Origin of the sequence: Halopenitus sp. POP-27, from assembly GCF_029889855.1 — an archaeon.
Classification (GTDB): domain Archaea; phylum Halobacteriota; class Halobacteria; order Halobacteriales; family Haloferacaceae; genus Halopenitus; species Halopenitus malekzadehii.
In genome coordinates this window covers 48,311-73,842 of the sequence record NZ_JARANU010000009.1, presented here as the reverse complement: position 1 = coordinate 73,842, position 25,532 = coordinate 48,311, and the positions used below count along the sequence as shown (strand labels likewise).

Annotated in this window: 17 protein-coding genes and 1 tRNA gene; 15 read left to right on the top strand and 3 right to left on the bottom strand. The window is 65.3% G+C overall.

The annotated features are described in order from the left end of the window. Positions 1 to 135: 135 nt before the first annotated feature. The 7 genes from OQF70_RS07290 (at position 136) to OQF70_RS07260 (ending at position 10,483) form a co-directional block, all read left to right on the top strand. On the top strand, positions 136 to 5,460 hold the full coding sequence (locus tag OQF70_RS07290; RefSeq protein ID WP_280536734.1) for a DNA polymerase domain-containing protein: 5,325 nt from the start codon (positions 136 to 138) through the stop codon (positions 5,458 to 5,460). Positions 5,461 to 5,613: 153 nt separating this feature from the next. Continuing rightward, positions 5,614 to 6,537 carry an ABC transporter ATP-binding protein gene (locus OQF70_RS07285; protein ID WP_280536733.1) on the top strand — a complete coding sequence of 308 codons (924 nt, stop codon included), beginning with the start codon at positions 5,614 to 5,616 and terminating at the stop codon, positions 6,535 to 6,537. A gap of 51 nt (positions 6,538 to 6,588) precedes the next feature. After that, entirely contained in the window at positions 6,589 to 8,013 is a 1,425-nt protein-coding gene (gene sufB, locus OQF70_RS07280; RefSeq protein WP_280536732.1) for a Fe-S cluster assembly protein SufB, read from the top strand. Between the two features lies 1 nt (position 8,014). Beyond that, complete coding sequence (gene sufD, locus OQF70_RS07275; protein WP_280536731.1) at positions 8,015 to 9,244, top strand: Fe-S cluster assembly protein SufD; 1,230 nt, start codon at positions 8,015 to 8,017, stop codon at positions 9,242 to 9,244. A gap of 125 nt (positions 9,245 to 9,369) precedes the next feature. Next, positions 9,370 to 9,855, top strand: coding sequence for a ferritin family protein (locus tag OQF70_RS07270; RefSeq protein ID WP_280536730.1), 486 nt, complete (start codon positions 9,370 to 9,372; stop codon positions 9,853 to 9,855). Between the two features lie 58 nt (positions 9,856 to 9,913). After that, a complete protein-coding gene (locus OQF70_RS07265; protein WP_280536729.1) occupies positions 9,914 to 10,345 on the top strand; it encodes a metal-dependent transcriptional regulator in 432 nt (143 codons plus the stop codon). A 64-nt stretch (positions 10,346 to 10,409) separates the two neighbouring features. Further along, a tRNA-Gln gene (locus OQF70_RS07260) sits at positions 10,410 to 10,483 on the top strand. Between the two features lie 235 nt (positions 10,484 to 10,718). Here OQF70_RS07260 and acs read toward each other — a convergent pair. Both acs and OQF70_RS07250 read right to left on the bottom strand, forming a co-directional pair. Next, positions 10,719 to 12,719 carry an acetate--CoA ligase gene (gene acs / locus OQF70_RS07255; RefSeq protein ID WP_280536728.1) on the bottom strand — a complete coding sequence of 667 codons (2,001 nt, stop codon included), beginning with the start codon at positions 12,717 to 12,719 and terminating at the stop codon, positions 10,719 to 10,721. Positions 12,720 to 12,842: 123 nt separating this feature from the next. Then, positions 12,843 to 13,490 carry an FAD-dependent oxidoreductase gene (locus OQF70_RS07250; RefSeq protein WP_280536726.1) on the bottom strand — a complete coding sequence of 216 codons (648 nt, stop codon included), beginning with the start codon at positions 13,488 to 13,490 and terminating at the stop codon, positions 12,843 to 12,845. A 338-nt stretch (positions 13,491 to 13,828) separates the two neighbouring features. Here OQF70_RS07250 and OQF70_RS07245 point away from each other — a divergent pair, with 338 nt between their 5' ends. From OQF70_RS07245 to gatB, 8 genes are all read left to right on the top strand, one after another. Further along, on the top strand, positions 13,829 to 15,574 hold the full coding sequence (locus tag OQF70_RS07245; protein ID WP_280536725.1) for a 2-oxoacid:acceptor oxidoreductase subunit alpha: 1,746 nt from the start codon (positions 13,829 to 13,831) through the stop codon (positions 15,572 to 15,574). Between the two features lie 3 nt (positions 15,575 to 15,577). Continuing rightward, positions 15,578 to 16,441: a 2-oxoacid:ferredoxin oxidoreductase subunit beta gene (locus OQF70_RS07240; protein WP_280536724.1), complete on the top strand. Its 864-nt coding sequence runs from the start codon at positions 15,578 to 15,580 to the stop codon at positions 16,439 to 16,441. Between the two features lie 155 nt (positions 16,442 to 16,596). Then, positions 16,597 to 17,856 carry a digeranylgeranylglycerophospholipid reductase gene (locus OQF70_RS07235; RefSeq protein ID WP_280536722.1) on the top strand — a complete coding sequence of 420 codons (1,260 nt, stop codon included), beginning with the start codon at positions 16,597 to 16,599 and terminating at the stop codon, positions 17,854 to 17,856. Positions 17,857 to 18,041: 185 nt separating this feature from the next. After that, a complete protein-coding gene (locus OQF70_RS07230) occupies positions 18,042 to 18,827 on the top strand; it encodes an aldo/keto reductase (protein WP_280536783.1) in 786 nt (261 codons plus the stop codon). Between the two features lie 109 nt (positions 18,828 to 18,936). Continuing rightward, positions 18,937 to 19,674, top strand: coding sequence for a hypothetical protein (locus OQF70_RS07225; RefSeq protein ID WP_092813749.1), 738 nt, complete (start codon positions 18,937 to 18,939; stop codon positions 19,672 to 19,674). A 665-nt stretch (positions 19,675 to 20,339) separates the two neighbouring features. Continuing rightward, positions 20,340 to 21,098, top strand: a complete 759-nt coding sequence (locus tag OQF70_RS07220; RefSeq protein ID WP_280536721.1) for a lycopene cyclase domain-containing protein — start codon at positions 20,340 to 20,342, stop codon at positions 21,096 to 21,098. Then, positions 21,088 to 22,200: a Brp/Blh family beta-carotene 15,15'-dioxygenase gene (locus OQF70_RS07215; RefSeq protein ID WP_280536719.1), complete on the top strand. Its 1,113-nt coding sequence runs from the start codon at positions 21,088 to 21,090 to the stop codon at positions 22,198 to 22,200. The genes OQF70_RS07220 and OQF70_RS07215 overlap by 11 nt, the downstream gene beginning before the upstream one ends. Positions 22,201 to 22,302: 102 nt before the next feature. Beyond that, entirely contained in the window at positions 22,303 to 23,790 is a 1,488-nt protein-coding gene (gene gatB / locus OQF70_RS07210; protein ID WP_280536718.1) for an Asp-tRNA(Asn)/Glu-tRNA(Gln) amidotransferase subunit GatB, read from the top strand. A 125-nt stretch (positions 23,791 to 23,915) separates the two neighbouring features. Here the strand turns inward: gatB and OQF70_RS07205 are convergent, their stop codons facing one another. Continuing rightward, a complete protein-coding gene (locus tag OQF70_RS07205) occupies positions 23,916 to 25,367 on the bottom strand; it encodes an MATE family efflux transporter (RefSeq protein WP_280536717.1) in 1,452 nt (483 codons plus the stop codon). Positions 25,368 to 25,532: the final 165 nt, after the last annotated feature.

Genomic DNA, 25,532 nt, shown 5'->3' with positions numbered 1-25,532 from the left:
GGCGTGGTATGGTGTACCAGGATATATGCCTTTCCGTCGGCGGGGTGGTCGAAACCGGGCGATCCCGGCCGCGGCGAGCGAGGGGTGCCCCACCGAATGGTCGACCTTTTTAGCCGGGTGCGACAAAGGCGGCGTATGACGCAGACGGGGCTCTCCGAGTTCTCATCCGACGGGGACGCCGCCACCGACGCGACCGGCGGGGACGGCGACGGCCGATCGGCCGACATCGTTCGCGAGGAGGCGCGCGCCGTGGCCGGCGGTGGCGGCGGCCACGTCAACGACGTGATCGACGTCGACGACGCGAAATTCCCCGACTCGACCGGGACCGTGGAGCTGGCGGTCACACAGGTCGATTACGCCGTCGAGGGGCGCGGTAGCGACGAGTATCCCGTCGTCCACGTGTTCGGACGGCGGCCGAATTCCGACGGCGAGGACGTCCGCGAACACCTCCGCGTGCTCGGCGTCGAACCTTACTTCTACGTGCCGACGGCAGACCTCGATCGCGATCCCGTCGACGAGTACGACGTCGTGATCGGCACCCGGGAGTCGGACGCCAACGACGTCGCCTACGAGAGCATCCGGGGCGAGCCGCTCACCCGGATCGTGACCCGGACGCCGCGTGACGTCGGGAACATCCGTGACGACTTCGAGACGACCTTCGAGGCCGACATCCTGTTCCCCAACCGCTTCCTGATCGACAACGGGATCGCCGGCGGACTCCGTGTCGAGGAGCGACGGCTCGAGGACGGCCGGATCCAGGTCGCCGAGGAGCATCTCGAGCCGGCCGACGTCGAGGCCGACGTTCGAGTGAGCACCTTCGACATCGAGGTCGACGACCGGCGAGGGTTCCCGGAGGACGGCGAGGAGCCGATCGTCTGTCTGACCAGCCACGACTCCTACGACGACGAGTACGTCGTCTGGCTCTACGAGGCCCCGGAGGGCGAGGCGATCCCACCCGAGGACCTGCCGGGGTACGAGGGGATCGAGGAGGGCGGCATCGACGCCCGCGTCGAGTCCTTCGAGACCGAGGAGGCGATGCTGGCGGCGTTCATCGACTATCTCCGCGAGACCGACCCCGACGTTCTCTGCGGGTGGAACTTCGAGGACTTCGACGCGCCCTACCTCCTTGACCGTCTCGAACGGCTCGACTCCCGAACCGACCACGACCTCTCGGTCGATCGGCTCTCGCGTATCGGCGAGGTCTGGCGATCCGGATGGGGCGGTCCGGACATCAAGGGCCGGGTCGTCTTCGACCTGCTGTACGCCTACAAGCGCACGCAGTTCACCGAACTCGAGTCCTACCGGCTCGACGCCGTCGGGGAGACGGAACTCGACGTCGGCAAGGAACGGTACGCCGGCGACATCGGCGACCTCTGGGAACAGGACCCGGAACGCCTCCTCGAGTACAACCTGCGCGACGTCGAGCTCTGCGTGGAGATCGACCGCAAACAGAACCTGATCGACTTCTGGAACGAGGTGAAGAAGTTCGTCGGCTGCAAGCTCGAGGACGCGCCGACGCCCGGCGACGCGGTCGACGTCTACGTCCTGCACAAGGCCCACGGCAAGTTCGCGCTCCCGACGAAGGGCCAACAGGAGTCCGAGGAGTTCGAGGGCGGCGCCGTCTTCGACCCGATCTCCGGCGTCAAGGAGATGGTTACGGTACTCGATCTGAAGTCACTCTACCCCATGTGTATGGTGACGATCAACGCGGGCCCTGAGACCAAAGTCGATCCCGACGAGTACGGCGGGGAGACGTATCACGCGCCCAACGGGACCCACTTCCGCAAGGAGCCGGACGGCATCATGCGCGAGATGGTCGACGAGCTCCTCTCCGAGCGCGAACGGAAGAAGGAGATGCGCAACGAACACGATCCGGGCTCGCAACCGTACGCGCAGTACGACCGACAGCAGGCAGCTGTCAAGGTCATTATGAACTGCTTCACGCCGGACACCGACGTCCTCACGCCGGACGGCGTGCGGTCGATCACGGACCTCGAGGTCGGCGACGAGGTGTACTCGCTGGATCCGGAGACGGAGGAAATGGCGGTCAAGCAGGTCGAGGATACCCACGCGTATCCGGAGTACCGCGGCGATCTCGTGGACATCGAGACGTCCAATATCGACTTTCGGGTCACCCCGAACCACCGGATGCTCGTCCGGAAGAACGAGACGAACGGGATCACCGAAGACGGCTACGAGTTCGTCGAGGCCGGCGACCTCGATCGAGCGACGAACTACGAACTTCCGCACGACTGGGACGGGCCTGACGGCGATCGGATCGATGAGGTGGACCTCACTGAACTGATCAACGGCGAGTACGAGGTGTGGGTCCGGCCGGACGTACACGGACACACCTTTACCGCCGAGCTCGGTTGGACGCCCCGGCGCGTCCCGAAGGCCGATCTTGGGCAGGTCGGCTACGTCTTTACTGCCGAGGAGTTCGAGGAACACCGTGAGTACGTCGAGTCGGTCTGTGAGACGAGCTTCATCCATCGCGAATCCGGCCGGAAGTGGATCCCACGGACCTACGACGGCGACGACTTCCTCGACCTGTTGGCGTGGTACATCACGGAGGGGAACGTCTACACGTCCACGGAGAAGACGTTCGGGGACCACCACCGCGGATCCGCGACGACCGTGAAGATCGCCCAGAACGCGATCCCCGACGGCGGCGGTCATCACGCAGGGATCGGCGACCTCCTCGACGGGATGGGGCTCGACTGCTACGTCGACGACCGCGCACATCAGTTCACGTCAATGCTCCTCGGGGAACTGCTTCGGGAACGCTGTGGCAGTGACAGCTTCCTCAAGCGGATCCCCGAGTTCGTCTTCGAGGTAAGTACGGAGCAGAAGCGGCGGTTCCTCGAGACGCTCATCGACGGCGACGGGGATCGACAACCCAACTCGTGGCGCTATACGACCTCGAGCGACCGGCTTCGGGACGACGTGCTTCGGCTCTGTGCGCACCTGGGGCTGACCGCGAAGTACGCCCGCGACAGCGGGAGTTGGCGGATCTACGTGGGCGAAGACACGAAGAACACGCTCCGGATGCACCGGAGCGGGTCGACGAGCCGGGCCGAGGAGGGCGTCTACTGCGTCACCGTTGCCGACAACCACACGCTGCTTGCCGGGCGGAATGGAACGTTCCAGTTCGTCGGTCAGTCGTTGTACGGCGTCACGGGATGGGATCGGTTCCGTCTGTACGACAAGGAGGGGGCAGCCGCCGTGACCGCGACGGGACGTGAAGTCATCGACTTCACTGAGACCGCCGCGAACGAGCTGGGCCACGACGTGGCGTACGGGGACAGCGTCACCGGAGACCGACCCGTCGTCGTGCGTGATCCTGACGGGATCGTTCGAGTCCTCCCGATCGCCGATATCTTCGAGCGTGCGGACGCGGCCCCGGAGGCGAACGTGGTCATCACTGCCGACGGCGGATCGATCGCTTCCGCCTCAGTCGGTAAGGAGAGACGTTCCGTAGACGGGTGGGAAGCGCTGTCGCTGGCCGAAAACGGTGAGCCGGAGTGGCAGCCGATCGAGCAGGCGATTCGTCACCGGACGGACAAGTCCGTCGTCAACCTCCAGCACAAATTCGGCGAGTCGACGACGACTCGTGATCACTCGTACGTCGTCGAGAAGGACGGCGAACTGGTCGAATCACCGCCGGAGGACGTCGAGGAGCCGCTTCGGGTACCCGGGCTTCCCGAGGTCGAAACGGTCGAGACGATCGACGTGTACGAGGTGTTGAGCGGGTACACACGCGAGTACGAGGACGGCCGGAGCGTCGGAAGTGAGAACGCGGAGACGAAGGTCAAGCGGGTCCACGCGAACGACGACTGGGTCTGGTTCGGACACAAACACCACGATACCATCGAGAGGGCGATCAAGGTACAGCGATACGTGGATATCGACTCCGAAGACGGCCGATCTCTCGTACGGTTGCTCGCGGCGTACGTGACTGAGGGAAGTGCATCAACGATCGAGACCACGGAGACCAGGTTCGGTGCGAGTATCGCCGAATCACGGACGGAGTGGTTGGAGGGACTTCGCGAGGACTACCTCCGTCTGTTCGAGGGGACGACGGCCACCGTTATCTCCTCGGACACCGCGGACGATCGGACCATCGAGTACGAGACGGCGGACGGAACCAACTCGGTGACGTACGACGACGCCACGCACAAGCTCCAGATGATGAACGAACTGTCCGCGGTGTTTTTCCGCCAGTTCGCCGGGCAGACCTCACACGGAAAACGCGTCCCAGGGTTCGTGTTCAACCTATCGGAGGATCTGCAGGAGCTCTTCCTCGACGTGCTCGTCGAGGGTGACGGATCACGCGAGTTCCCGAGATACTCTGCGGAGTACTGCGAACGTAACTTCGACTTCGAGACGACGAGCCGTGAACTCGCTGCCGGACTCTCAACGTTACTCACACAGCGCGGCAAAAAGTACTCGCTCAAGTACAGAGACAGCAAGGGAAGTTACACGGTTCGAACGTGCGACTACTATCGAAGCGGTCGAGACCCGGTCATCGAAGAGGTCGATCACGATGGCTACGTCTACGATCTCAGCGTTGCCGAGAACGAGAACTTCGTCGACGGGGTCGGTGGGATAGTGCTCCACAACACCGACTCCGTTATGCTGTCTCTCGGGAAGGACGTCGGCAAGCAGGACGCGATCGAGACCTCCTTCTCGATCGAGGACCACATCAACGAACGATACGACGACTTCGCGCGCGAGGAGTTGAACGCCGAGATGCACCGTTTCCAGATCGAGTTCGAGAAGCTCTACCGGCGCTTCTTCCAGGCGGGACGCAAGAAGCGATACGCCGGCCACATCGTCTGGAAGGAGGGGAAGGACGTCGACGACATCGACATCACCGGCTTCGAGTACAAGCGCTCGGACATCGCGCCGATCACGAAGGAGGTGCAAAAGCACGTCATCGAGACGATCGTCACCGGGGACGACATCGACGAGGACATCGCCGACATCAAGACGTACCTCTCGGACGTCATCGACGACTTCCTCTCCGGGGAGGTGGATCCCGACGAGATCGGCATTCCGGGCGGGATCGGGAAGCGACTCGACGCCTACGAGACCGACACGGCGCAGGTTCGCGGGGCGAAATACGCCAACCTGCTGCTCGACACGAACTTCGATCGCGGCTCGAAGCCGAAGCGGCTCTACCTCGAGACGGTCCATCCCGACTTCTGGCGGCGGATGGAGGACGAACGGGGGCTCGATCCACACACGGATCCGCTCTATGGGGAGTTCAAACGCGATCCGGACGTGATCTGCTATGAGTACGCCGACGAGATCCCCGAGGAGTTCACCATCGACTGGGAGCTGATGCTCGAGAAGACGCTGAAGGGGCCGATATCCCGGGTGATCGAGGCCCTCGGAATGAGTTGGGACGAGATCAAGACCGGTCAAGAGCAAAGCGGTCTCGGACAGTTCATGTGAGTTCCGGTACCGATACGGGGCCGATTCGGGACCGTGATTCACACGGTTTTTCGTTTCGGAAAGAAAATTTTCTTTTGACACCCATTTGCACGGGGTAATCCGTAACCATTAACCGCGGTAGCGACCACTATTCGGATACGAGGAATCACAGCTATGGCAACTCTTGAGATCAATAACCTCCACGCCGAAGTGGCAGAAGAGGGCGGAGAACAGATACTCCGTGGCGTCGACCTGGAGGTCGCCTCCGGGGAGATCCACGCACTGATGGGCCCGAACGGCTCCGGCAAGTCGACGACCGCGAAGGTCATCGCCGGCCACCCGGCCTACGAGGTCACCGACGGCGAGATCGTGCTCGAACTCGACGAGGAGGACGTCGACGACGTCGACGTCGAGCTCTCCGAGGCGGATTACCGGTGGAACCTCCTCGATATGGAGCCGAACGAGCGCGCAGCGCTCGGCATCTTCCTCGGCTTCCAGTATCCGGCGGAGATCGAGGGCGTCACGATGACGAACTTCCTCCGACAGGCGATCAACGCGAAACACGACGAGCGTCAGGAGCTCTTCACGGACGAGGCCGAGGCCGACGGCGACGAGGCCGCAGACGAGGACGCGGGCTATGAGACCTCCCCGATGGAGGGCCCCGCCGACGACGGCGAGATCGGCGTCGCCGAGTTCCAGGAGCTGCTCACGGCGAAGATGGAGCTGCTCGATATGGATGAGAAGTTCATGCAGCGATACCTCAACGCCGGATTCTCCGGCGGCGAGAAGAAGCAGAACGAGGTCCTGCAGGCCGCGCTGCTCGAGCCGGCGATCGCCGTCCTTGACGAGATCGACTCGGGGCTCGACATCGATCGCCTCCAGGACGTCTCGGAGGGAATCAACGCGCTTCGTGACGAGCAGGGTACCGGAATCCTCCAGATCACCCACTATCAGCGCATCCTCGACTACGTCGAGCCCGACCACGTGCACGTGATGCTCGACGGGAAGATCGCCAAAAGCGGCGGCGCGGAGTTGGCGACCGAACTCGAGGACGAGGGGTATGACTGGGTCCGCGAGGAAGCCTACGAGGCGGCGTAATCACTCGTGGTTACACATAGAGCTATCCGACAGGAGACGTAACTACTACATATGAGTTCAGAAGACCTGCAAGACACCGATACCGAGGCCCGCTTCGAGTTCAAGAAGGAACAGAAGTCGGCGTTAAAAGCGGACAAGGGCCTTACCGAGGAGACCATCCGCCTCATCTCGGATGACAAGGACGAACCGGAGTGGATGCTCGAGCGGCGCCTTCGCGCCCTCAAGCAGTTCCAGGAGATGCCGATGCCGACCGATTGGCCCGGCCAGCCCGACCTTTCGGAGGTCGACGTCGACGAGATCGTTCCGTACATCCGCCCCGACGTGGACGTCCGCGCCGGCGTGGACGACTGGACGGAGCTCCCGGACGACATCAAGGACACCTTCGACAAGCTGGGCATCCCCGAAGCCGAGAAGAACGCCCTCTCGGGCGTCGGCGCCCAGTACGAATCCGAGGTCGTCTATCAGAACATGCGCGACCGATGGGAGGAGAAGGGCGTCATCTTCTGCAACATGGACGAGGCGGTCCAGGAACACGAGGAGATCGTTCGCGAGCACTTCATGACGAAGTGCGTCCCGCCGAGCGACAACAAATTCGCGGCGCTTCACGGCGCGATCTGGTCCGGCGGGTCCTTCGTCTACGTCCCCGAGGACACGACCGTCGACATGCCCGTCCAGGCGTACTTCCGGATGAACTCCGAGGGGATGGGCCAGTTCGAGCACACGCTCATCATCGCGGAGGAGAACTCCGAGGTGCACTACATCGAGGGCTGTTCGGCGCCGAAGTACTCGGCGTTCAACCTCCACTCGGGCGGCGTCGAGGTGTTCGTCGGCGAGGATGCCCACGTCCAGTACTCGACCGTGCAGAACTGGTCGAGGAACACCTACAACCTCAACACGAAGCGCGCGATCGTCGAGGAGAACGGCCGGATGGAGTGGATCTCCGGTTCGATGGGGTCGAAGGCGACGATGCTGTACCCCTCGACGATCCTGAAGGGCCGTGGCGCCTCCGACAACCACATCACGATCGCCTTCGCGGGCGAGGGACAGGACATCGACACCGGCGCGAAGGTCTACCACAACGCGCCGAACACCAAATCCACGATCGAATCGAAGTCGGTCTCCAAGGACGGCGGCCGCACCAACTACCGCGGGCTCGTCCACATCGCCGACGGGGCTGAGGGCTCCTCGACGGCCGTCGAGTGTGACGCGTTGATGTTCGACAACGAGTCCATCTCCGACACGATGCCGTATATGGAGATCAACGAATCGAACGTCGACGTCGCCCACGAGGCGACCGTCGGGAAGATCGGCGACGAGGACATCTTCTACCTCCAGTCACGCGGTCTCGACGACGACGACGCCAAGCAGATGATCGTCTCGGGCTTCATCGAGCCGATCACGGAGGAACTGCCCATCGAGTACGCCGTCGAGTTGAACCGACTGGTCGAACTCGAGATGGAGGGTTCACTCGGATAATATGAGCACGCAGGTACTCGATAGCCTCTCAGAGGACACGGTCCGACGTATCGCCGAGGAACGCGACGAGCCCGACTGGCTCCTCGAAACGCGACTGGACGCGTTCGACGAGCTCGACGAGCTCGATCTGCCGGACGTTATCCAGACGCCCGGCCGCCGCTGGACGAACCTCGAGGGGCTCGACTTCGAGTCGCTCGTCGACCCGCTCAACCAGGCCGACGTCACCGAGCGCGACGGCGAGGACGACGTCGTCGTCCTCCCCTTCACGGAGGCGTTCGCGGAGTACGGGGACGTCATCGAGGCGAACTTCGGCTCCGTCCTGGATCCCCAGGAGAACTACCTCACCGCGCTCTCGGTCGCGCTCTTTACGACCGGAACGTTCGTCTACGTCCCCGCCGGCGTCGACGCCGAGGACGTGACGATCCGCGCGGAGATGAACTCCCGGTCGCTGTTCAGCCAGACGCTCGTCGTCACCGAGGAGTCCTCGTCGGTTACGATCCTCGAGGGGATCAAATCCGGCGCGGACGCGGCGGCGGACGTGAGTCCGGCCGATGCCGACCGGTACTTCTCGAACCTCGTCGAGGTCGCTGCCGGTGAGAACTCCTACGTCCAGTACGGGTCGCTGCAGAACCTCGCGGAGGACACCTACACCTACACGCTCAAGCGTGGGTCGACGGACACGTACGCAACGATCAACTGGATCGAGGGGAACCTCGGATCCGCGCTCACCCGGTCGGACGTCGAGACGGAACTCGACGGCGACGGCTCGGAGACCCAGATCGTCGGCGCCTTCTTCGGTCACGACGACCAGCACCTCGATCTCAACGCGCGCGTCTGGCACAACGCCGAGAACACGACCGCCGACCTCGTCACGCGCGGCGTGCTCGACGAGGAGGCCCGGTCGGTCTACGAAGGCGTTCAGGACGTCGGTCGTGACGCCTGGAACACCTCCTCCTACCAGCGGGAGAACACGCTGATGCTCTCCGACGACGCCGAGGCGGACGCGTCGCCGAAGCTCATCATCCACAACCACGACACCGAGGCGTCCCACTCGGCGACCGTGGGACAGGTGGACGCCGAGGAGATGTTCTACATGAAGAGCCGCTCGATCGATCCCGAGACCGCGCGGAACATGCTCGTCGAGGGCTTCTTCGTGCCGGTTCTCGAGGAGATTCGCGTTGACGAGTTCCGCGACGATCTCGAGGAGCTCGTGCAGGCACGGCTGGAGTAGCCGCGGCTCGACCCGGCCTGCGTTACGGTATCGGACCGGGTAGCTCCGGCCCGAGGGGAACTCCTTAAGTCGATCACTGCCTGAGAACCGTGTATGCGACCGGTATCGCCGATCGGGGGTGTTCGATGAGCGTCGGAAACCGGATCACCTCCGACGACCAACTCGCGCGCCTCCTGCAGATCGGAATCGTCCTTGAGGAAGTCGTCGAGGCGCGCGCGTATCACCACTACTCCAGCCTGGACGCCGAGCTCGACGCGGCGGTCGAGGACCTGCTGGAACACGCCGCCGAGGAGTCGGCCGACCATCGTCGGCGGCTCGAGGACCTCATCGAGGACCTCGACGTCGAGAGCGTTCCCTTCGACGAGATCGAGGGGCTCGTGGAGGCCCGCTACGGGCGGACCCAGCCCGACGACTTCGACGGCGTGCTCTACGACGCCCTGTGTAACGAGGAGACGGCCTACAAGTTCTACGACGACCTCCTCGAGGCGATCGAGGCCTCGGACGCCGAATTCTCGGTCAACCGCGAGGAGTTGATCGCGACGCTGTCGGCGATCCGCGAGGAGGAGGCCGAGGGCGTCGAGGAGGTCACGGCGATCATGGAGAAACGATGAGGCAGCCGAGAGCCCACAGCGACGACCGACCGACCGGGACGACTCAGGAGGGTCAGCCGTGAACACCGCCGACCAGTATCTCAAGACGATCTATCTGATCCAGAACCAGGAGGACGGTCCCGCCTCGACGGGATCGATCGCCGACGCGCTCGACGTCAGTCCCGCCAGCGCTAACGAGATGATCGGCAAACTCGAGGAGCGCGGCCTGGCCGACCACGAGAAGTACAAGGGCGTCAAGCTCTCCGAGGAGGGGATCGTCCGGGCGCGGGACGCGCTCCAGACCTACTGCATCATCGAGCGCTTCCTCGCGAACGTGCTCGGCGTCGAGGAGTTCCGCGCCGAGGCGCGCCAGCTCGAGGCCGTGATCGACGACACGGTCGCCGACCGCCTCGACACCATCATCGACCGGGAACCCGAATGTCCCGACTGCTTCGACGCCGAGGCCGACGCCTGCGCCTGTCTCGAGGTCGCCTTCGAGGGCGCGGACTGACGCCGGCGCTCCGGTCGATCGAAACGAAATACTCACAAGGGGCACGTCCCTCGATACGAACTGCAGTCCCGTGGTGTAGCTGGCCAATCATATGGGCCTTTGGAGCCCATGACGGCGGTTCGAATCCGCCCGGGACTACTTTTGCCGCGAGCAGTGTCGCGAGCGGCAGGTATCGTCGAGGATTCGACGCCCAGAGGACGAGCGAAGCGACGTCCTCGTGGTTCGAATCCGCCCGGGACTATCCTGCGGCGAACTGATACGTAACAATTTCCTCGCCAAGCGATGGCGTTCGGTTCCCCGGATCGCCGAACGTCCCCTGTCGGTCACCGCGACTGCCGCAACTACTGAAGCCGTCACAACCGCCGCTACCGCCTCAGTCGCCGCGGACCGTCCGCTGGATGTCCTCGACGACGTCGGGGTTGCGCAGGGTGCTGGTGTTGCCGAGTTCCTCGTCGTTCGCGATGTTCTCGAGGAGGCGGCGCATGATCTTCCCGGAGCGCGTCTTGGGGAGCTCGGGCGTGAAGATCACCTGCTCGGGCTTGGCGATCGGGCCGATCGCCTCGTTGACGCCGTCGATGATTCGCTGGCGAAGGTCGTCGGTCTCCGCATAGCCCTCCTCGGTGATGACGTAGGCGTAGACGGCCTCGCCCTTGATCTCGTGGTCGCCGCCGACCACGGCGGCCTCGGCGACGCCCTCGACGCCGACGATCGCCGACTCGATCTCCATCGTGCCCAGCCGGTGGCCGGAGACGTTGATCACGTCGTCGACGCGGCCGAGGACGGTGATGTAGCCGTCGTCGTCGATCTTCGCGCCGTCCTCGGGGAAGTAGACCCAGTCGTCGGGATCGTCGCTGTCGACGTCGGAGTACTCGGCCCAGTACTCCTCGATGTAGCGTTCGTCGTTGTTGTAGAGAGTTCGCAGCATTCCCGGCCAGGGCTTTTGAACGGTGAGGTAGCCCGCCTCGCCGGGGCCGATCTCCTCGCCAGCGGTGTCGACGATCCGGACGTCGAGTCCCGGCAGCGGCGGGCCGGCCGACCCGGGCTTCATGTCCCCGATCCCGGGCAGCGTGGTGATCATCATCCCGCCCGTCTCGGTTTGCCACCAGGTGTCGACGATCGGACAGTTCTCGCCGCCGATGTGTTTGTAGTACCACTTCCACGCGCGCGGGTTGATCGGTTCGCCGACGGTCCCGAGCAGCCGGAGGCTCGAGAGGTCGTGCTCGGCCGGGTACTCCTCGCCCCACTTCATGAACGCCCGGATCGCGGTCGGGGCGGTGTACAGCTGGGTCGCCTCGTACTCCTCGACGATCTCCCAGAGTCGATCCCGGTCGGGCTGGTCGGGGGCACCCTCGTACATCATCGTCGTCGTTCCGAGCGCGAGGGGTCCATAGACGATGTAGGAGTGGCCCGTGATCCAGCCGATGTCGGCCGAACAGAAGTAGGTGTCCTCCGGTTTGACGTCGAGGACGGATTGGGAGGTCCAGCTCGCCCACGCGAGGTAGCCGCCGGTCGTGTGCTTGACCCCCTTCGGCTTGCCGGTCGTTCCGGAGGTGTACATCAGGAACAGCATGTCCTCGGCGTCGCGGCTGACGGGCTCGACGGTGGCGCCCTCGTGGCCCGCAAGCAGGTCGTCGTAGGTCCGCTGGTCGGGTCCGAGGTCGTGGTCGACGCCGTCGCCGTTGGCCGCGAGCCGTTCGACGACCACGGTTTCGGTGTCGTGTTCGACCCCATCGAGTCCCTCGGTGGCCTTCTCGAGGTGGTCGAGGGCATCACCGCGCCGGTAGTAGCCGTCACAGGTGACGAGGTACTCGGAGTCGGCGGCGTTCATCCGGGTCGCGAGCGCGTCCGCGGAGAACCCCGCGAAGACGACGCTGTGTGGGGCGCCGATCCGGGCACAGGCCAACATCACGATCGGCAACTCGGGGATCATCGGCATGTACAGCGTGACGACGTCGTCCTCGCCGACGCCCAGCTCCCGGAGTGCTGCGGCGGCCTCGTTGACCTCGCGATGGAGTTCCTCGTAGGTGTAGGTTCGGTTCGCCTCGTCGACCGGTTCGCCGACCCATTCGATGGCGGCCTCGTCGCCGCGCTCCGCGAGATGACGGTCGATGCAGTTGGCCGAGGCGTTCAGCGTGCCGCCGGTGAACCATTCGTAGAAGGGTGGGTTTTCGTCGTCGAGTACCTGATCGTATGGGTCCTCCCACTCGAGGAGGTCGGCCGCGGCCTCCCAACAGTCGGGCCAGTTCTCCTCGAACTCCTCGTAGATCGCCGGGTCGGTCACGTTGGCCTGGTCGGTGAACGATGCCGGCGGTTCGAAGACGTCCTGTTCGGCGAGCCGCGCTTCCAGTTCCGGTCCCTCGTCCGAGTCTGACATACATGTCGATGATTCGCATCGTCCGCTATAAACGTGTGGTACTCTCGCTCGTGATGCGCACTCACATATACGAAAATCGTTTATATTCAGTCCACGAACGCTACCGATCGATGTGGAAGCTCGCTACCCGAAGTTCTCTATCTTCGCGCCGTCGGTACTCGATCCGATCGCTTCGAGTGCGTCCTCGACGTCTTCAATGAAGGAGGCGAAGCCGTACACGAATACCTGTTCCTCAGGATCGTCGGTGACGACGTCGTCAACCGCGTCGGCGAGGTCGGCGGTCTCGTCCTCGAGGAGCTGCACCGTTGCGCCGCGGTCCGCAAGTGTTTCGAGCCGCGCGCGATGCGCGAGCGCCTCGTCCCGGTACACGATCGCCGCCTCGTTCCCGTCAGCGAGCGCGCGCTCGCCGATCCCGACGGCGGGGCCGATGCCGGGTCCACCGGCGATCACCACGACTCGCGGTTCGCCCTCGTAGTGATCGCTACCGTATGGGCCGCTCATCTCGATCTCGTCGCCGGGTTCGAGCGCGGCGAGGTATGCCGAGAACGGGCCCCCCTCCTCGTGGTCGATCTCGATCGTCGTCTCGAAGGTTTCGTCGGTGTCCGGCGAGGAGAGCGTATAGAACCGTGAATACTCCTCGTCGTCGACGGTTCCGGTGAGTTTGATGAACTGCCCGGGTTCCGCCGAGAACCCGTCCGGCGTCTCGAGTTCGAGGGCGATCGTGTCCGTGCCGACGTCGTCGATCGACGCGATGACTACGTGTGCGTCCATACGTCCGGTTGTGGGTTGAGACACAAACCAGTTCCCGTCCCGGCCGAGGCTGCGGACATCGATGACGGATCGATCGCGGACGCATTCGGACGGTCAGCGAGCACGATCCACCGGCACGCTTGCCGGACCAAACTGGTTCGACGATCGTCGAATACGGTGCGGTCCGGAACTCGTCGATCCGCCACGAAACGTTGACGTTTGGGTATAATGGACTCGAATATGAAGAAATAAAACAACATTAGTGCTCATATGCCGTCTTCACTGACCAAACGTGAAATATGGCGGTAGGGCGCCTTTCAGAAGTCTTTTGATTGGTGCAACAGAAGAACCGAAATAGTATGGTCGCGGACTTCAACTGGGCCATCGGCGGGGAAGCCGGCGATGGCATCGACTCGACGGGCAAGATCTTCGCCCAGGCGCTGTCTCGCTCGGGTCGGCACGTCTTCACCTCCAAGGATTTCGCCTCCCGGATCCGGGGCGGGTACACCGCCTATAAGGTGCGGACGTCCGTCGACAGAGTACAAAGCGTCGTCGACCGACTCGACGTCCTGATCGCGTTGACGCCACGGACGATCGAGGAGAACCTTCCGGAGCTTCACGAGGGGTCGGTCATCATCTACGACGGCGAACGAACCACGATGGAGAACGCCGAGATCCCCGAGGAGATGGTGGGTCTCGACGTTCCGCTCAAGCGCCTCGCGGAGGAAGCCGGTGGCGCCATTATGCGCAACGTGGTCGCCCTCGGCGCCGCCTGTGAGGTCACCGACTTCCCGATCGAGAACCTCGATTCGGCCCTGGAGAAGCGGTTCAAGGACAAAGGTCAGAAGCTGGTCGACAACAACCAGGAGGCCGCCCGCGCCGGGCAGTCCTACGTCGCTGAGGAGTTCGACCACGAGTTCGATTACGAGCTCGAGACGACCGACAACGACTACGTCCTGTTGAACGGCGACGAGGCGATCGGTATGGGCGCCATCGCGGCCGGCTGCCGGTTCTACTCCGGCTACCCGATCACGCCCGCGACGGACGTGATGGAGTACCTCACCGGCCGGATCGAACGGTATGGCGGCCACGTCGTGCAGGCGGAGGACGAGCTGTCGGCGATCAATATGGCCCTCGGCGCCGCCCGCGGCGGTGCCCGATCGATGACCGCGACCTCCGGCCCGGGTATCGACCTGATGACGGAGACGTTCGGCCTCGTGGCGACCTCCGAGACCCCACTCGTCATCTGTAACGTGATGCGCTCGGGGCCCTCCACCGGGATGCCGACGAAGCAGGAACAGGGCGACCTGAACGGAATGCTCTACGGCGGCCACGGGGAGATCCCGCGGTTCGTCCTCGCGCCGACGACGATCGACGAGTGCTTCTGGAAGACCGTCGAGGCGTTCAACCTCGCAGAGAAGTATCAGACGCCGGTCTATCTCACCGCGGATCTCTCGCTTGCGGTCACCGAACAGACCTACGAGCCCGACGCGTTCGATATGGATGCCGTCGAGATCGACCGCGGATTCGTGGTCGACGAGGAGACGATCGGCGACCACCAGACCGACGCCGAGCAGTTCAAGCCGCACGAGATCACCGACGACGGAATCTCCCCGCGTGCGTTCCCCGGCACGAGCGGCGGCGCCCACATGTCGACGGGGCTCGAACACGATGAGCTCGGACGCCGGACCGAGGAGCAGGAGATGCGCGTCGAGCAGGTCGACAAGCGCAATCGGAAGGTCGAGACCGCCGAGGACCGCGAGAACTGGAGCCCGCGCGAGTTCGGCGACGCCGAGGCCGACACGCTCGTCGTTTCGTGGGGTTCGAACGAGGGTGCGCTCATCGAGGCGCTCGAGTATCTCGAGGAGGACGACATCGACGTCCGCGTGATCTCGGTTCCCTACATCTTCCCCCGACCGGACCTCACCGAGGCGGTCGAGGCCGCCGAGGAGACGATCGTCGTCGAGTGTAACGCGACCGGGCAGTTCGCCGACCTCGTCGAACACGACGTCCTCGAACGCGTCGAGCGGATAAACAAGTACACGGGCGTGCGGTTCAAGGCCGACGAGCTCGCACGCGACATCAAGGCGACCCTGGAGGCGTAACCAATGAGTTCAGACGTTCGATTCACCGACTTCAAATCCGACAAGCAGCCGACGTGGTGTCCAGGATGTGGCGACTTCGGGACGATGAACGGGATGATGAAGGCCCTCGCGGAGACGGGCAACGATCCCGACAACACCTTCGTCGTCGCCGGGATCGGCTGTTCGGGCAAGATCGGGACGTACATGCGAAGCTACGCGCTCCACGGCGTCCACGGCCGCGCGCTCCCGGTCGGGACCGGCGTCAAGCTCGCCCGACCCGACATCGAGGTGATGGTCGCCGGCGGTGACGGCGACGGCTACTCCATCGGTGCCGGCCACTTCGTCCACGCCGTCCGCCGGAACGTGGACATGACCTACGTCGTGATGGACAACCGGATCTACGGATTGACCAAAGGACAGGCCTCTCCGACCTCCCGGTCCGACTTCGAGACGTCGACGACGCCCGAGGGGTCGAAACAGCCGCCGGTCAACCCGCACGCGCTCGCGTTGGCCTCCGGAGCGAGTTTCATCGCCCAGTCGTTCTCCTCGGACGCGCTGCGTCACCAGGAGATCATCCAGGAGGCGATCGAACACGACGGGTTCGGGTTCGTCAACGTCTACTCGCCGTGTGTCACGTTCAACGACGTCGACACCTACGACTACTTCCGCGACTCGCTGGTCGACCTCCAGGAGACCGATCACGACCGTCACGACTACGAGGACGCCAAGGAGGTCATCCTCGACGCCGACAAGGAGTATCAGGGCATCATCTACCAGGACGAGGACTCGGTTCCCTACGCCGAACAGCACGGGATCGGCGCGGACATGTCCGACATCCCGGACGGCGCACCGGAGAACGCGACGGATCTCGTCCGCGAGTTCTACTGAACGACGGCGACGTTCGGCCGCCGTCGATCCCCTCTCACAAGCGGCGCGTGATCGGAGTCCTCAGTGCCGTTTTCGACCCTTTGCAGGGGACGAAAACCCCGAGACGGGCGGGACGTATCAACAACACTCATTAGCGACACGCGACACGTTCGGGTATGAGCGATCGCTTCGACGTGGTCATCGCCGGGGCCGGCCCAGCGGGCGCCCAGTGTGCCCGTGATCTCGCCGCGCGGGACTACGACGTCCTCGTTCTCGAGACGGAACCTGAGGCGGAGTTCCCGCGCCAGAGCAACAAATCCACCGCGGGCACGTTCCCGTCGATGATGGCCGCCTTCGGGATCCCCGACGACGTCGTGATGCAGTTCACCGACTCGGTGGTTCTCGAGTCGCCCAACGATTTCTACGTCCAGAACCAGCCGGGTGCGGTCCTCGAGTTCGCGGAGTTCAAACGGTGGCTCGTCGCCGACGGACGCGAGCAGGGCGCCGAGTACCGCTTCGATTCCCGGGCGACCGCGCCGATCGAGTCGGACGGGTCGGTCGTCGGGGTCCGGTACGACGGGTCCGAGGAGGTGTATGCCGACGTGGTCGTCGACGCGACCGGCCCCGCCGCGCCGCTGGCGAAGGCGCTGGACGTCTGTGACCTGCACCGCGAGAACCAGGCGATCGGCATCGAGTGGGAACTCGAGGGCATCGACGTGGATCATCCGGGCTACGCCGACCTTCACGACGCGATGATGCTGCGGCTCGATCACGACGTCGCCCCGGGCGGCTACTCGTGGATATTCCACACCGGCGGGGATACCGCCAAGGTCGGCGTCTGTTACATCCAGAACGACCGCCACCGTGAGCACGCCGACGAGGACCTCACGATCGACGGGTACCTCGAGCGCTGGCTCGAGTCGGACCCGCGGTTCGCCGACGCCGAGAAGATGGAGGGGAAGGTCCACCGTGGATCCGCCCACATTCAGCAGCCGACCGAGATGAGCACGGACGGCTTCGTCGCGATCGGCGATACGGTCCCCTCGATCGACCCCCTCTGGGGGGAGGGGATCCACAAGGGGATGAAGTCCGCCCGCGCGGCGGCGGCGGCGATCGACCGCTGTCTGAGCCCCGCCGAGCCGGACACCTCCGCCGCACAGCTGTCGACCTACGACGACCTCTGGCACCGCGAGGTCGCGCCGAAGGCCCGCCAGCGACTGTTGATGACCGAACTCCTCTATCTCGCCTCCAACGACCGGTACGACCGCTTGATGCGTGATCTCCGTGGAACCGGGGAGAACACGTTGGCACAGATCAACGGCGGTTCTCTCGCCGCATTCCCGAAACTGCTTCACCTCGATGACCTCTCGCTGCTTGCCGCCTTCGGCAAGGAGCGGTTCCTCGAGGGGTCACCCCGCTGGCTCGGCGACGACTGATCGGTTCCGGCGCGTTCCGTCGTCGATCGACGGCGATCGTTCCATCCCGCCGTCACTCGTCCCACAACCGCAGTCCCGCCGTCACTCGTCCCACAACCTCTTTCTCACGCGCGCGCCTCGGATCGGCTATGACGGACACACCGCAGCACGGTGGCGACCCGGAGGCGATGCCGACCCACGACGGGATGGCGATGCTCGGATACGGTACCTGGAAGCTGGCCGACCGGGACACCTGTATCGACGCGATCACGACCGCACTCGAGACCGGCTACCGCCACATCGACACGGCGCGGATGTACGACAACGAGACCTACGTCGGGGAGGCGATCGCGAACGCCGGCGTCGACCGCGATGAGGTCTTCCTCGCGACCAAGATCTGGCCGGACGACCTCGCGTACGACGACGCGATCGACGCCGCCTACGACAGCCTCGACCGGCTGAACACCGACCATCTCGACCTCCTGTACGTTCACTGGCCGGCGAGGGCGTACGACCCGGCGGAGACGCTCGATGCCTTCGACCGGCTCGTCGAGGAGGGCGTCACCGACCGGATCGGCGTCTCGAACTTCACTCCCGAGCTGCTCGCGGACGCTTGCGATCGGACCACGGCGCCGATCTTTGCGAACCAGTTCGAGTGTCATCCCCTGCTTCCCCGTCAAGGGTGGCGTGATGCGTGTGCCGAACACGACGTCCAGCCGGTGGCGTACGCCCCGATCGCGCGCCAGGAGGTCTTCGAGGTCGAAACGATCGCTGAGATCGCCGACGCACACGACGTCTCGCCGGCACAGGTCTCGCTCGCCTGGCTCCGCCAGCACGACGTGACCGCGATCCCGAAGGCCGCAAGCGTGGACCACATCCGTGACAACTGGGCGTCGCTGTCGTGCACCCTCACGGAGGCGGAGCTGGACGCCATCGACGCGATCGAAACGCGGTCCCGGAAGGTAAATCCGGAGTTCGCGCCGTGGAACTGACCCACGCCGGCAGCCCCCGACCGATCGCCGCCGACGGCGGTGGTTCGATCCGCCCCGCGATCGACACGAGGCACAAGGTTCACGTTCCACCACGCGAGAGTTGACGCCGATGGAACGACGGTCCCCGGGGTTGCTCGGCGCGATACGCATCGACGTCACCCGGCTACACGATACGTGGATGGAGGTCGCCTTCCCCCGCCAGCTCGACGCCAGCAGCGTGCTCGGCAAGTGGCAACCGGAGACGACCCCGCAGCGGATCGCCTACAAGCTGTGGGCGGCGATCGGGATCCCCCTCGTCCTGTTCGGCTACCCGTTGCTGCTGGTCGGGTTCGCGACGCGGTATTACGCGACACGACTCGACTCCGCGGTGACGCGGATCGGCGTCCTCGGCGTCCTCCTCGTCGCGACGCTCGTCTGGGGTACCCTGACGCTCATCACGCGGCTACAGCTCACCACGGAGGCGTTTCTCGCGGTGGGGGCCGCCAGCGTGGTCGCGATCGTATCCGCGGGGCTTGCCGCGCTGTTCTCGAAGGTCGGCGGCCGAGCCACGAGCGTCCTGCTTGCGTACCCGTTCGCGATGACGGCGCTGTTCCTGCCGCCGGTCGTCGCCGCCCTCTTTACGCCCTCGCTCGGGGAGGTCATCTTCCCGAACAGCACCGAGCTCGCCGTCTGGATCCTCGATACGCTGTTGGCCGTCGGCGGACTCAACGACTGGCTGCGCGCCAACTTCACGCTTGAAGGAACCGGCTACGTCCTGATGTGGTTCGGTCTCGCGATCCCGACCGGTTGGCTGCTCGGCCTGCTCGTGGCACTCGCCGACGTCATTCGACCGAAACCGGACGAGTGAATTCCCTACCGCCCGGCATCAGTCAGGTGGTCACGGACTTCCACGACGTCGGAGGGGTCGTCGACGCCGACGGGCGTCCCGGTCGGTGTCCGCCCCATACCACCGCGTGCGAGCGACCGTCAAAAACGCGTCGCCGACGGTGGTCAGGGCCAGCGATAGTACCGGTCGATGGTGATGAGGGCCAGCGGTGGCGAGAGGCCCGAACCGGAAGCTAGCGCCGCACTATCGACACCGTGACCGCATACAGCGCGCCACAGTCACACGGGATCGTGGTGTTCGGTTCGGGGTCTTCGGTGACGTATTCGATCGTCGATCCACACGACGGGCATTCGAGTCCGATATCCATTGGGTGGTCTCCTCTCCGCGGTGAACACCCCTGGAAGGCGACGATCGCGTCGATACCGGCGGCGTTCCGCCTGAAGCGGGATGGTATACCGTGGCAACACGCCACATCTTTACCGTCGCACCGGTAACGCTCGACCGCTCCCACCGTGGGGGCTGTCCGAGAGGGAACGCCGAAGCTTGGTGGGCTCCGTTCCCTCTCGCGCACTGTCGTGCGCACGCCTGGCTTTTTCGTACAGCATTAAGAACCTACGGGCCGAATTATCGATACGGATATCGGGTCCCCGGCCGGGACGGGGGATCGAGGGATCCGGAACTCCTCCATGATCGACGTGACGACGTATTTCGACGTTCATCTGCTGTTTCTGTTCCCGCTGATCGCCGGTCTCGGCTTCCTCGCGTGGCGTCGATCGGTGCTTGATCGACGGTTTCTCGGCGCAGTCGCGATACTGACCGTGCTCGCGGTCGGATACACGACGCCGTGGGACGCACGGCTCATCGCGGTTGGTGTCTGGTGGTACGGGGATGGCTCCGTGTCTCGACGATTCCTCGGAGTGCCCCTCGGCGAGTACGCCTTCTTCCTGCTACAATCGGTGGTGACGCTGTTGTGGGTGGGCTGTATCACTCGCGGGGATCGACTCCGCGTTCCAGCGCGACCGTCCCGCAGCGACCGGATCGTCGGCCTCCTGGCGGGGGTCTCCGTCGGCGTCGGCGGCTGGCTGCTTCTTGCTGGCCCACGAACGTGGTTGTACCTCGGTGCCATTCTTCTGTGGGCGGGACCGGTGCTCGCGATCCAGTGGGCCTACGACTGGCCGAGCCTCCGCCGTCGTCGATGGCCCCTCACGGTCGGCGTCCTCGTACCGACCGGCTATCTCTGTCTGGTCGATCGGGTCGCGATCGACGCCGGCGTCTGGACCGTTTCGAGGACGTACACGACCGGCCTCACGGTCGGCGGACTGCCCGTGGAGGAGGCCGTCTTCTTTCTCGTGACCAACGTGTTCCTCGTCCAGGGCTACCTGTTGTACGACGACCTGTTGGACCGACGAGGGATCGAACGCCCGACGGCGGAGAATGAGGGATGAGACCGTGACCGCCACCGGCGAGGCCGATCGCACGCTCGCCGCGTTCGCCCTCGTTCCCGGCTGGATCGCCGTCGGCGTGCTCATCAGCATCGTCGCCGCTGGAGTATCCATCCCGCTCCGGTATCGGTGGGTTCCGCTGGCCGTGAGCGTGCTCGTGGTCGGGTTCCCACACGGGGCGGTCGATCATCACCTCCTCGCTCGGGTGCGCGACGACTCCACACCCCGTGGAGCCCTGGCCCGCGTCGGAGCCACCTACGCCGTCCTCGGCGGCGGATACGCGCTTGCGTGGTTCTTCCTGCCGCGGGTGGCAGTCACCGTGTTCCTGCTGGTGACGATCGTCCACTGGGGAACCGGTGAACTGTATCCACTCATCGGGATCGCGGGCGTCGACCACCTCGGATCGTCGACGTCCCGACTCGCCACCGCGGCGATCCGGGGCGTCCTTCCCGTTCTCGGGCCCCTCGTCGCCTTCCCGGACCGGTTTTCGTCGGTGGTCTCGTTGCTCGTCACTCCGTTCCTTGGAACCTCCCCGCCGTGGGTCGCCGCCCTGGGTGACCCACAGGTTCGTGCCGCGATCGCCACGTCGGTCGCGGTTGCCGTCATCGCGACGCTCGCGTTCGGTGCAGTCCGGGCGCGCGCGGTGGATGCGGTGCCACCCCACGGGACCCAGCCCACCTCCCGGGTGGACGCGATCGTTCGGCCACGGACCGCGGTCGGCGGCTGGCTGCTGGACGCCTGTGAGACCGTGCTGTTGTGTGCGTTCTTCCTCGTCGTCCCCCCGGTCCTGGCCGTGGGGACGTACTTTTGTCTCTGGCACTCGCTGCGTCACGTTGCCCGGCTGATCGCGGTGGACGAGCGGTCGACCGCGGACCTCGCCGACCGACGGATCGGGCAGCCCCTGTGGCGGTTCGGACGGGATGCGCTCCCGCTCACTGCGGGTGGCTTGCTCGTGGTCGTGGGACTGTTCCTCGCGGTCCCTCGGTCCCCTGGAACGCCGATCGAGTCGATCGGGGTGTACCTCGCAGCGATCGCCGTCTTAACGCTTCCACACACCGTCCTCGTGGCGCTGGCCGATCGCGATCAGGGGATCGGCCTCCGGTGACCCACTGGAGATCGGTTCTCGACACGACCGGCAGCCGCCACCGGGCAGGCCCAGGCGGCCGACTCGACACGCTTTACACCCCACACTCACAACGACTCCGCAATGAGTACGCGGACCGCGACCGACGAGCGGGCGGTCGTCATCGGACTCGAGGTGCACGTGCAACTCGAGACGGACACGAAGATCTTCTGCGGCTGTTCGACCGAGCCGACCGAGGACGAGGAGCCGAACACCCGGACCTGTCCGGTCTGTCTCGGGCTGCCGGGCGCCCTCCCGGTGCTCAACGAGGGCGCCGTCGAGGCGGCGGTCAAGATCGGCAAGGCCCTCGAGGCCGACATCCCCGAACGGACCGACTTCCACCGGAAGAACTACTACTACCCCGACCTCCCGAAGAACTTCCAGATCACCCAGTACGACGCTCCGATCTGTGCGGACGGCGAACTCGAGGTCGCCGTGGAGGACTCCCGACGAACGATCGGGATCACTCGCGCCCACCTCGAGGAGGACCCGGGGAGCCTCCAGCACGCGGGCGGGTCGATCGACACCGCCGACCACACGCTCGTCGATTACAACCGTGCCGGAACTCCGCTCGTGGAGATCGTCACGGAGCCGGACTTCCGGTCGCCCGCCGAGACCCGGGCCTTCCTCGCGAAGCTCGAGGAGGTCCTCGAGTATCTCGGCGTCTTCGACGCGACCCGCGACGGCAGTCTCCGAGTGGACGCGAACATCTCGCTCGTGCCCGGCGAGTCGGTCGCCAAGGACGGGTCGATCGACGACGACGCCCTCGCGGCGGCCAATCGCACCGAGGTCAAGAACATCTCGAGCCACAAGGGTGCCGAGAAGGCGCTCGCCTACGAGGTCACCCGGCAGCGGAACGCCCTGCGCCGCGGTCGCGCGGTCGAACAGGAGACGCGCCACTGGGACGAATCGCGGGGAATCACCGTCTCGATGCGCTCGAAGGAGGCCGAAAAGGACTACCGGTACTTCCGCGAGGCGGACCTGCCGCCCCTCGAGGTGAGCGACTGGCGCGAGTCGATCCCGATCCCCGAGCTGCCGGACGCCCGCCGCGAGCGCTTCCGTGCGGAGTACGGCCTGGGTGCCGAGGCGGCCGACAAACTCACCTCGCGCAAGGCCGTCGCGGATTTCTATGAGGACGTCGCCGACCGGTTCGATCCGGATCTGGCGGCCACCTGGGTCGCCGACAACCTGCTCGGCGAGCTCAACTACCGCGATATGGCGATCACCGACGTCGACGATCGCCTCGAGGAGTTCGCCCGCCTGATCGAGCTCGTCGACGCCGACGATCTCACGACGAAGAACGCCGAGGAGGTCGTGCTCCGCGGGATGTTGGACGACGGCGACGACCCCGACACGATCGTCGAGCGTGAGGGACTCGGGACCGCCGACACCGGCGAGGTCGAAGCCGCCGTCGCGGACGCGATCGACGACAACCCCGAGGCTGTCGCCGACTACCACGACGGCGACGACGGCGCGATCAACTTCCTCGTCGGCCAGGTGATGCAGCGGACCGGCGGCTCCGCCGACCCCGGCGAGGTCAACGCGCTGTTGCGCGAGCGGCTCGCGGAGTGAGTCGCTCGCGACGTGGTCGTCGCAGCCGTTCCGGCTTCTTCTCCTTCTTTTCCTTCTTTTCCTTCTTTTCCTTCTTCTCCCTCTTCTCCCTCTTCTCCTTCTTCTCTTTCCGTCCGTTGCCCGGTTCAGTCGTCGATCGGGACGACGTCGGGCTCGGCGGTCTCCGTCTCGCCGTCCCCCTCGATGACGCCCTCCCGCCACGTTCCACGCAGGAACCACGCGATCCCGACGACGAACGACGCCACGGCCGCGGCCGCATAGGCCCACCAAAGCCCGACGACGCCCCAGTCGAGCCCGGTGTAGGTGAGGCCGATCACGGGGATCGTGACGGTCCCGAACGCCAGGATCGCGGCGAGCGGGATCCGCAGGATCCACCGCGAGAGGAGGGAGAGAACCATCGCGATCCGGGTGTCGCCGGCGCCGCGAAACGCACCCTGTAACACCATCAGGCCGCCGAAGAAGCCCCACGAGAGCGCGATGACGCGGAGAAACACGACGCCCTCGCCGATCACGGCGGGGTCGTCGATGAACACGCCGATCGCGACGGCCGGCCGGAGCCACACGGCACCTCCGGCGGCCGTCAGGAGGGCCATCGTCGCGGCCGTCGCGACCATCGTCACCCGGTGAGCCCGATCGGGCGTCTCCGCGCCCAGGTTCTGTCCGACGCCGGTCGCGGTCGCCTGCCCGACGGCGCCCGAGACGGTCCAGGAGACGGACATCAATCGCACGCCGATGCCGTAGGCCGCGGTGGCGACGGGGCCGAACCGGGCGACGAGCGCGGCCATCGCCACCGCGGCGAACGACCGGGCCCACCCGTCGAGCGTCGCCGGATAGCCGACGTCGACGAGCCGGCCGAGGATCTCGGGATCCGGCCGGAGATCACGCGGATGTAGCTGGACGCCCCAGTCGCCCCGGACGAGGACGTAGATCCCGAGAACGGCCGCGAAGAGCCGCGAGACGAACGTTGCGATCGCCGCCCCCCGAGTCCCCATCGCGGGGACGGGCCCCCAACCGAGAACGAGGAACGGATCGATCACGATGTTGAGACCGGCGGAGGCCGCCACGAGCCACATCGCGGTCTTGGTGTCGCCGGCCCCCTGCAGGGAGGCCCGGAACGCGAAGAAGAGGAAGGTCAACGGGAGCGCCGCGAGGATCACCTCGATGTACGCGAGCGACTCGGTCAAGACCTGCCCGCGGGCACCGATCCAGTAGAGCAGCCAGTGGCGGCCGAGGAACCCGACGACCGCGAGGACGACCGAGACGACCGTCGCGAGCAGGCACGTCTGGGCGACGATCCGGTCGGCCCGTCGATCGTTGCCGGCCCCGACGTGCTGGGAGACCAGCGCGATCGTGGCGGCGGTGACGCCCATCGCCGTCGAGACGAACATCCACGACAGCGGGAACATCAACGAGACCGCCGCGACCGCCTCCGGGCTCACCCGGCCGACCCAGAACATGTCCGCGAGGTTGTACAGCGTCTGCAACAGGTTCCCAAGGACGAGCGGCCAGGCCAGGCTGAACAGTCTGGGCGCGATCGGTCCCGTCGTCGTGTCCACGCGCGCGTCCTGGTTGGCCACGGATCTCGCTCCGTCGATCGGATCGATCGGCGACCGTGTAGGTCTTGTGACTTCGTGGCGTGGTTCACGCCCGCGACCACGCGACGTGCTCCGCGCTTGTGCCTACGTGGAGTGGCCCCCAACCGTATCTACGCTCGTTCGGCCCGTCGGTCGCGGACAACGCGC

What these genes read in the sequence shown, in the direction of transcription:
- OQF70_RS07290 (WP_280536734.1), top strand. Translation starts at nt 136, where the DNA reads ATGACGCAGACGGGGCTCTCCGAGTTCTCATCCGACGGGGACGCCGCC.
- OQF70_RS07285 (WP_280536733.1), top strand. Translation starts at nt 5,614, where the DNA reads ATGGCAACTCTTGAGATCAATAACCTCCACGCCGAAGTGGCAGAAGAG.
- sufB (WP_280536732.1), top strand. Translation starts at nt 6,589, where the DNA reads ATGAGTTCAGAAGACCTGCAAGACACCGATACCGAGGCCCGCTTCGAG.
- sufD (WP_280536731.1), top strand. Translation starts at nt 8,015, where the DNA reads ATGAGCACGCAGGTACTCGATAGCCTCTCAGAGGACACGGTCCGACGT.
- OQF70_RS07270 (WP_280536730.1), top strand. Translation starts at nt 9,370, where the DNA reads ATGAGCGTCGGAAACCGGATCACCTCCGACGACCAACTCGCGCGCCTC.
- acs (WP_280536728.1), bottom strand. Translation starts at nt 12,719, where the DNA reads ATGTCAGACTCGGACGAGGGACCGGAACTGGAAGCGCGGCTCGCCGAA.
- OQF70_RS07250 (WP_280536726.1), bottom strand. Translation starts at nt 13,490, where the DNA reads ATGGACGCACACGTAGTCATCGCGTCGATCGACGACGTCGGCACGGAC.
- OQF70_RS07245 (WP_280536725.1), top strand. Translation starts at nt 13,829, where the DNA reads ATGGTCGCGGACTTCAACTGGGCCATCGGCGGGGAAGCCGGCGATGGC.
- OQF70_RS07240 (WP_280536724.1), top strand. Translation starts at nt 15,578, where the DNA reads ATGAGTTCAGACGTTCGATTCACCGACTTCAAATCCGACAAGCAGCCG.
- OQF70_RS07235 (WP_280536722.1), top strand. Translation starts at nt 16,597, where the DNA reads ATGAGCGATCGCTTCGACGTGGTCATCGCCGGGGCCGGCCCAGCGGGC.
- OQF70_RS07230 (WP_280536783.1), top strand. Translation starts at nt 18,042, where the DNA reads ATGGCGATGCTCGGATACGGTACCTGGAAGCTGGCCGACCGGGACACC.
- OQF70_RS07225 (WP_092813749.1), top strand. Translation starts at nt 18,937, where the DNA reads ATGGAACGACGGTCCCCGGGGTTGCTCGGCGCGATACGCATCGACGTC.
- OQF70_RS07220 (WP_280536721.1), top strand. Translation starts at nt 20,340, where the DNA reads ATGATCGACGTGACGACGTATTTCGACGTTCATCTGCTGTTTCTGTTC.
- OQF70_RS07215 (WP_280536719.1), top strand. Translation starts at nt 21,088, where the DNA reads ATGAGGGATGAGACCGTGACCGCCACCGGCGAGGCCGATCGCACGCTC.
- gatB (WP_280536718.1), top strand. Translation starts at nt 22,303, where the DNA reads ATGAGTACGCGGACCGCGACCGACGAGCGGGCGGTCGTCATCGGACTC.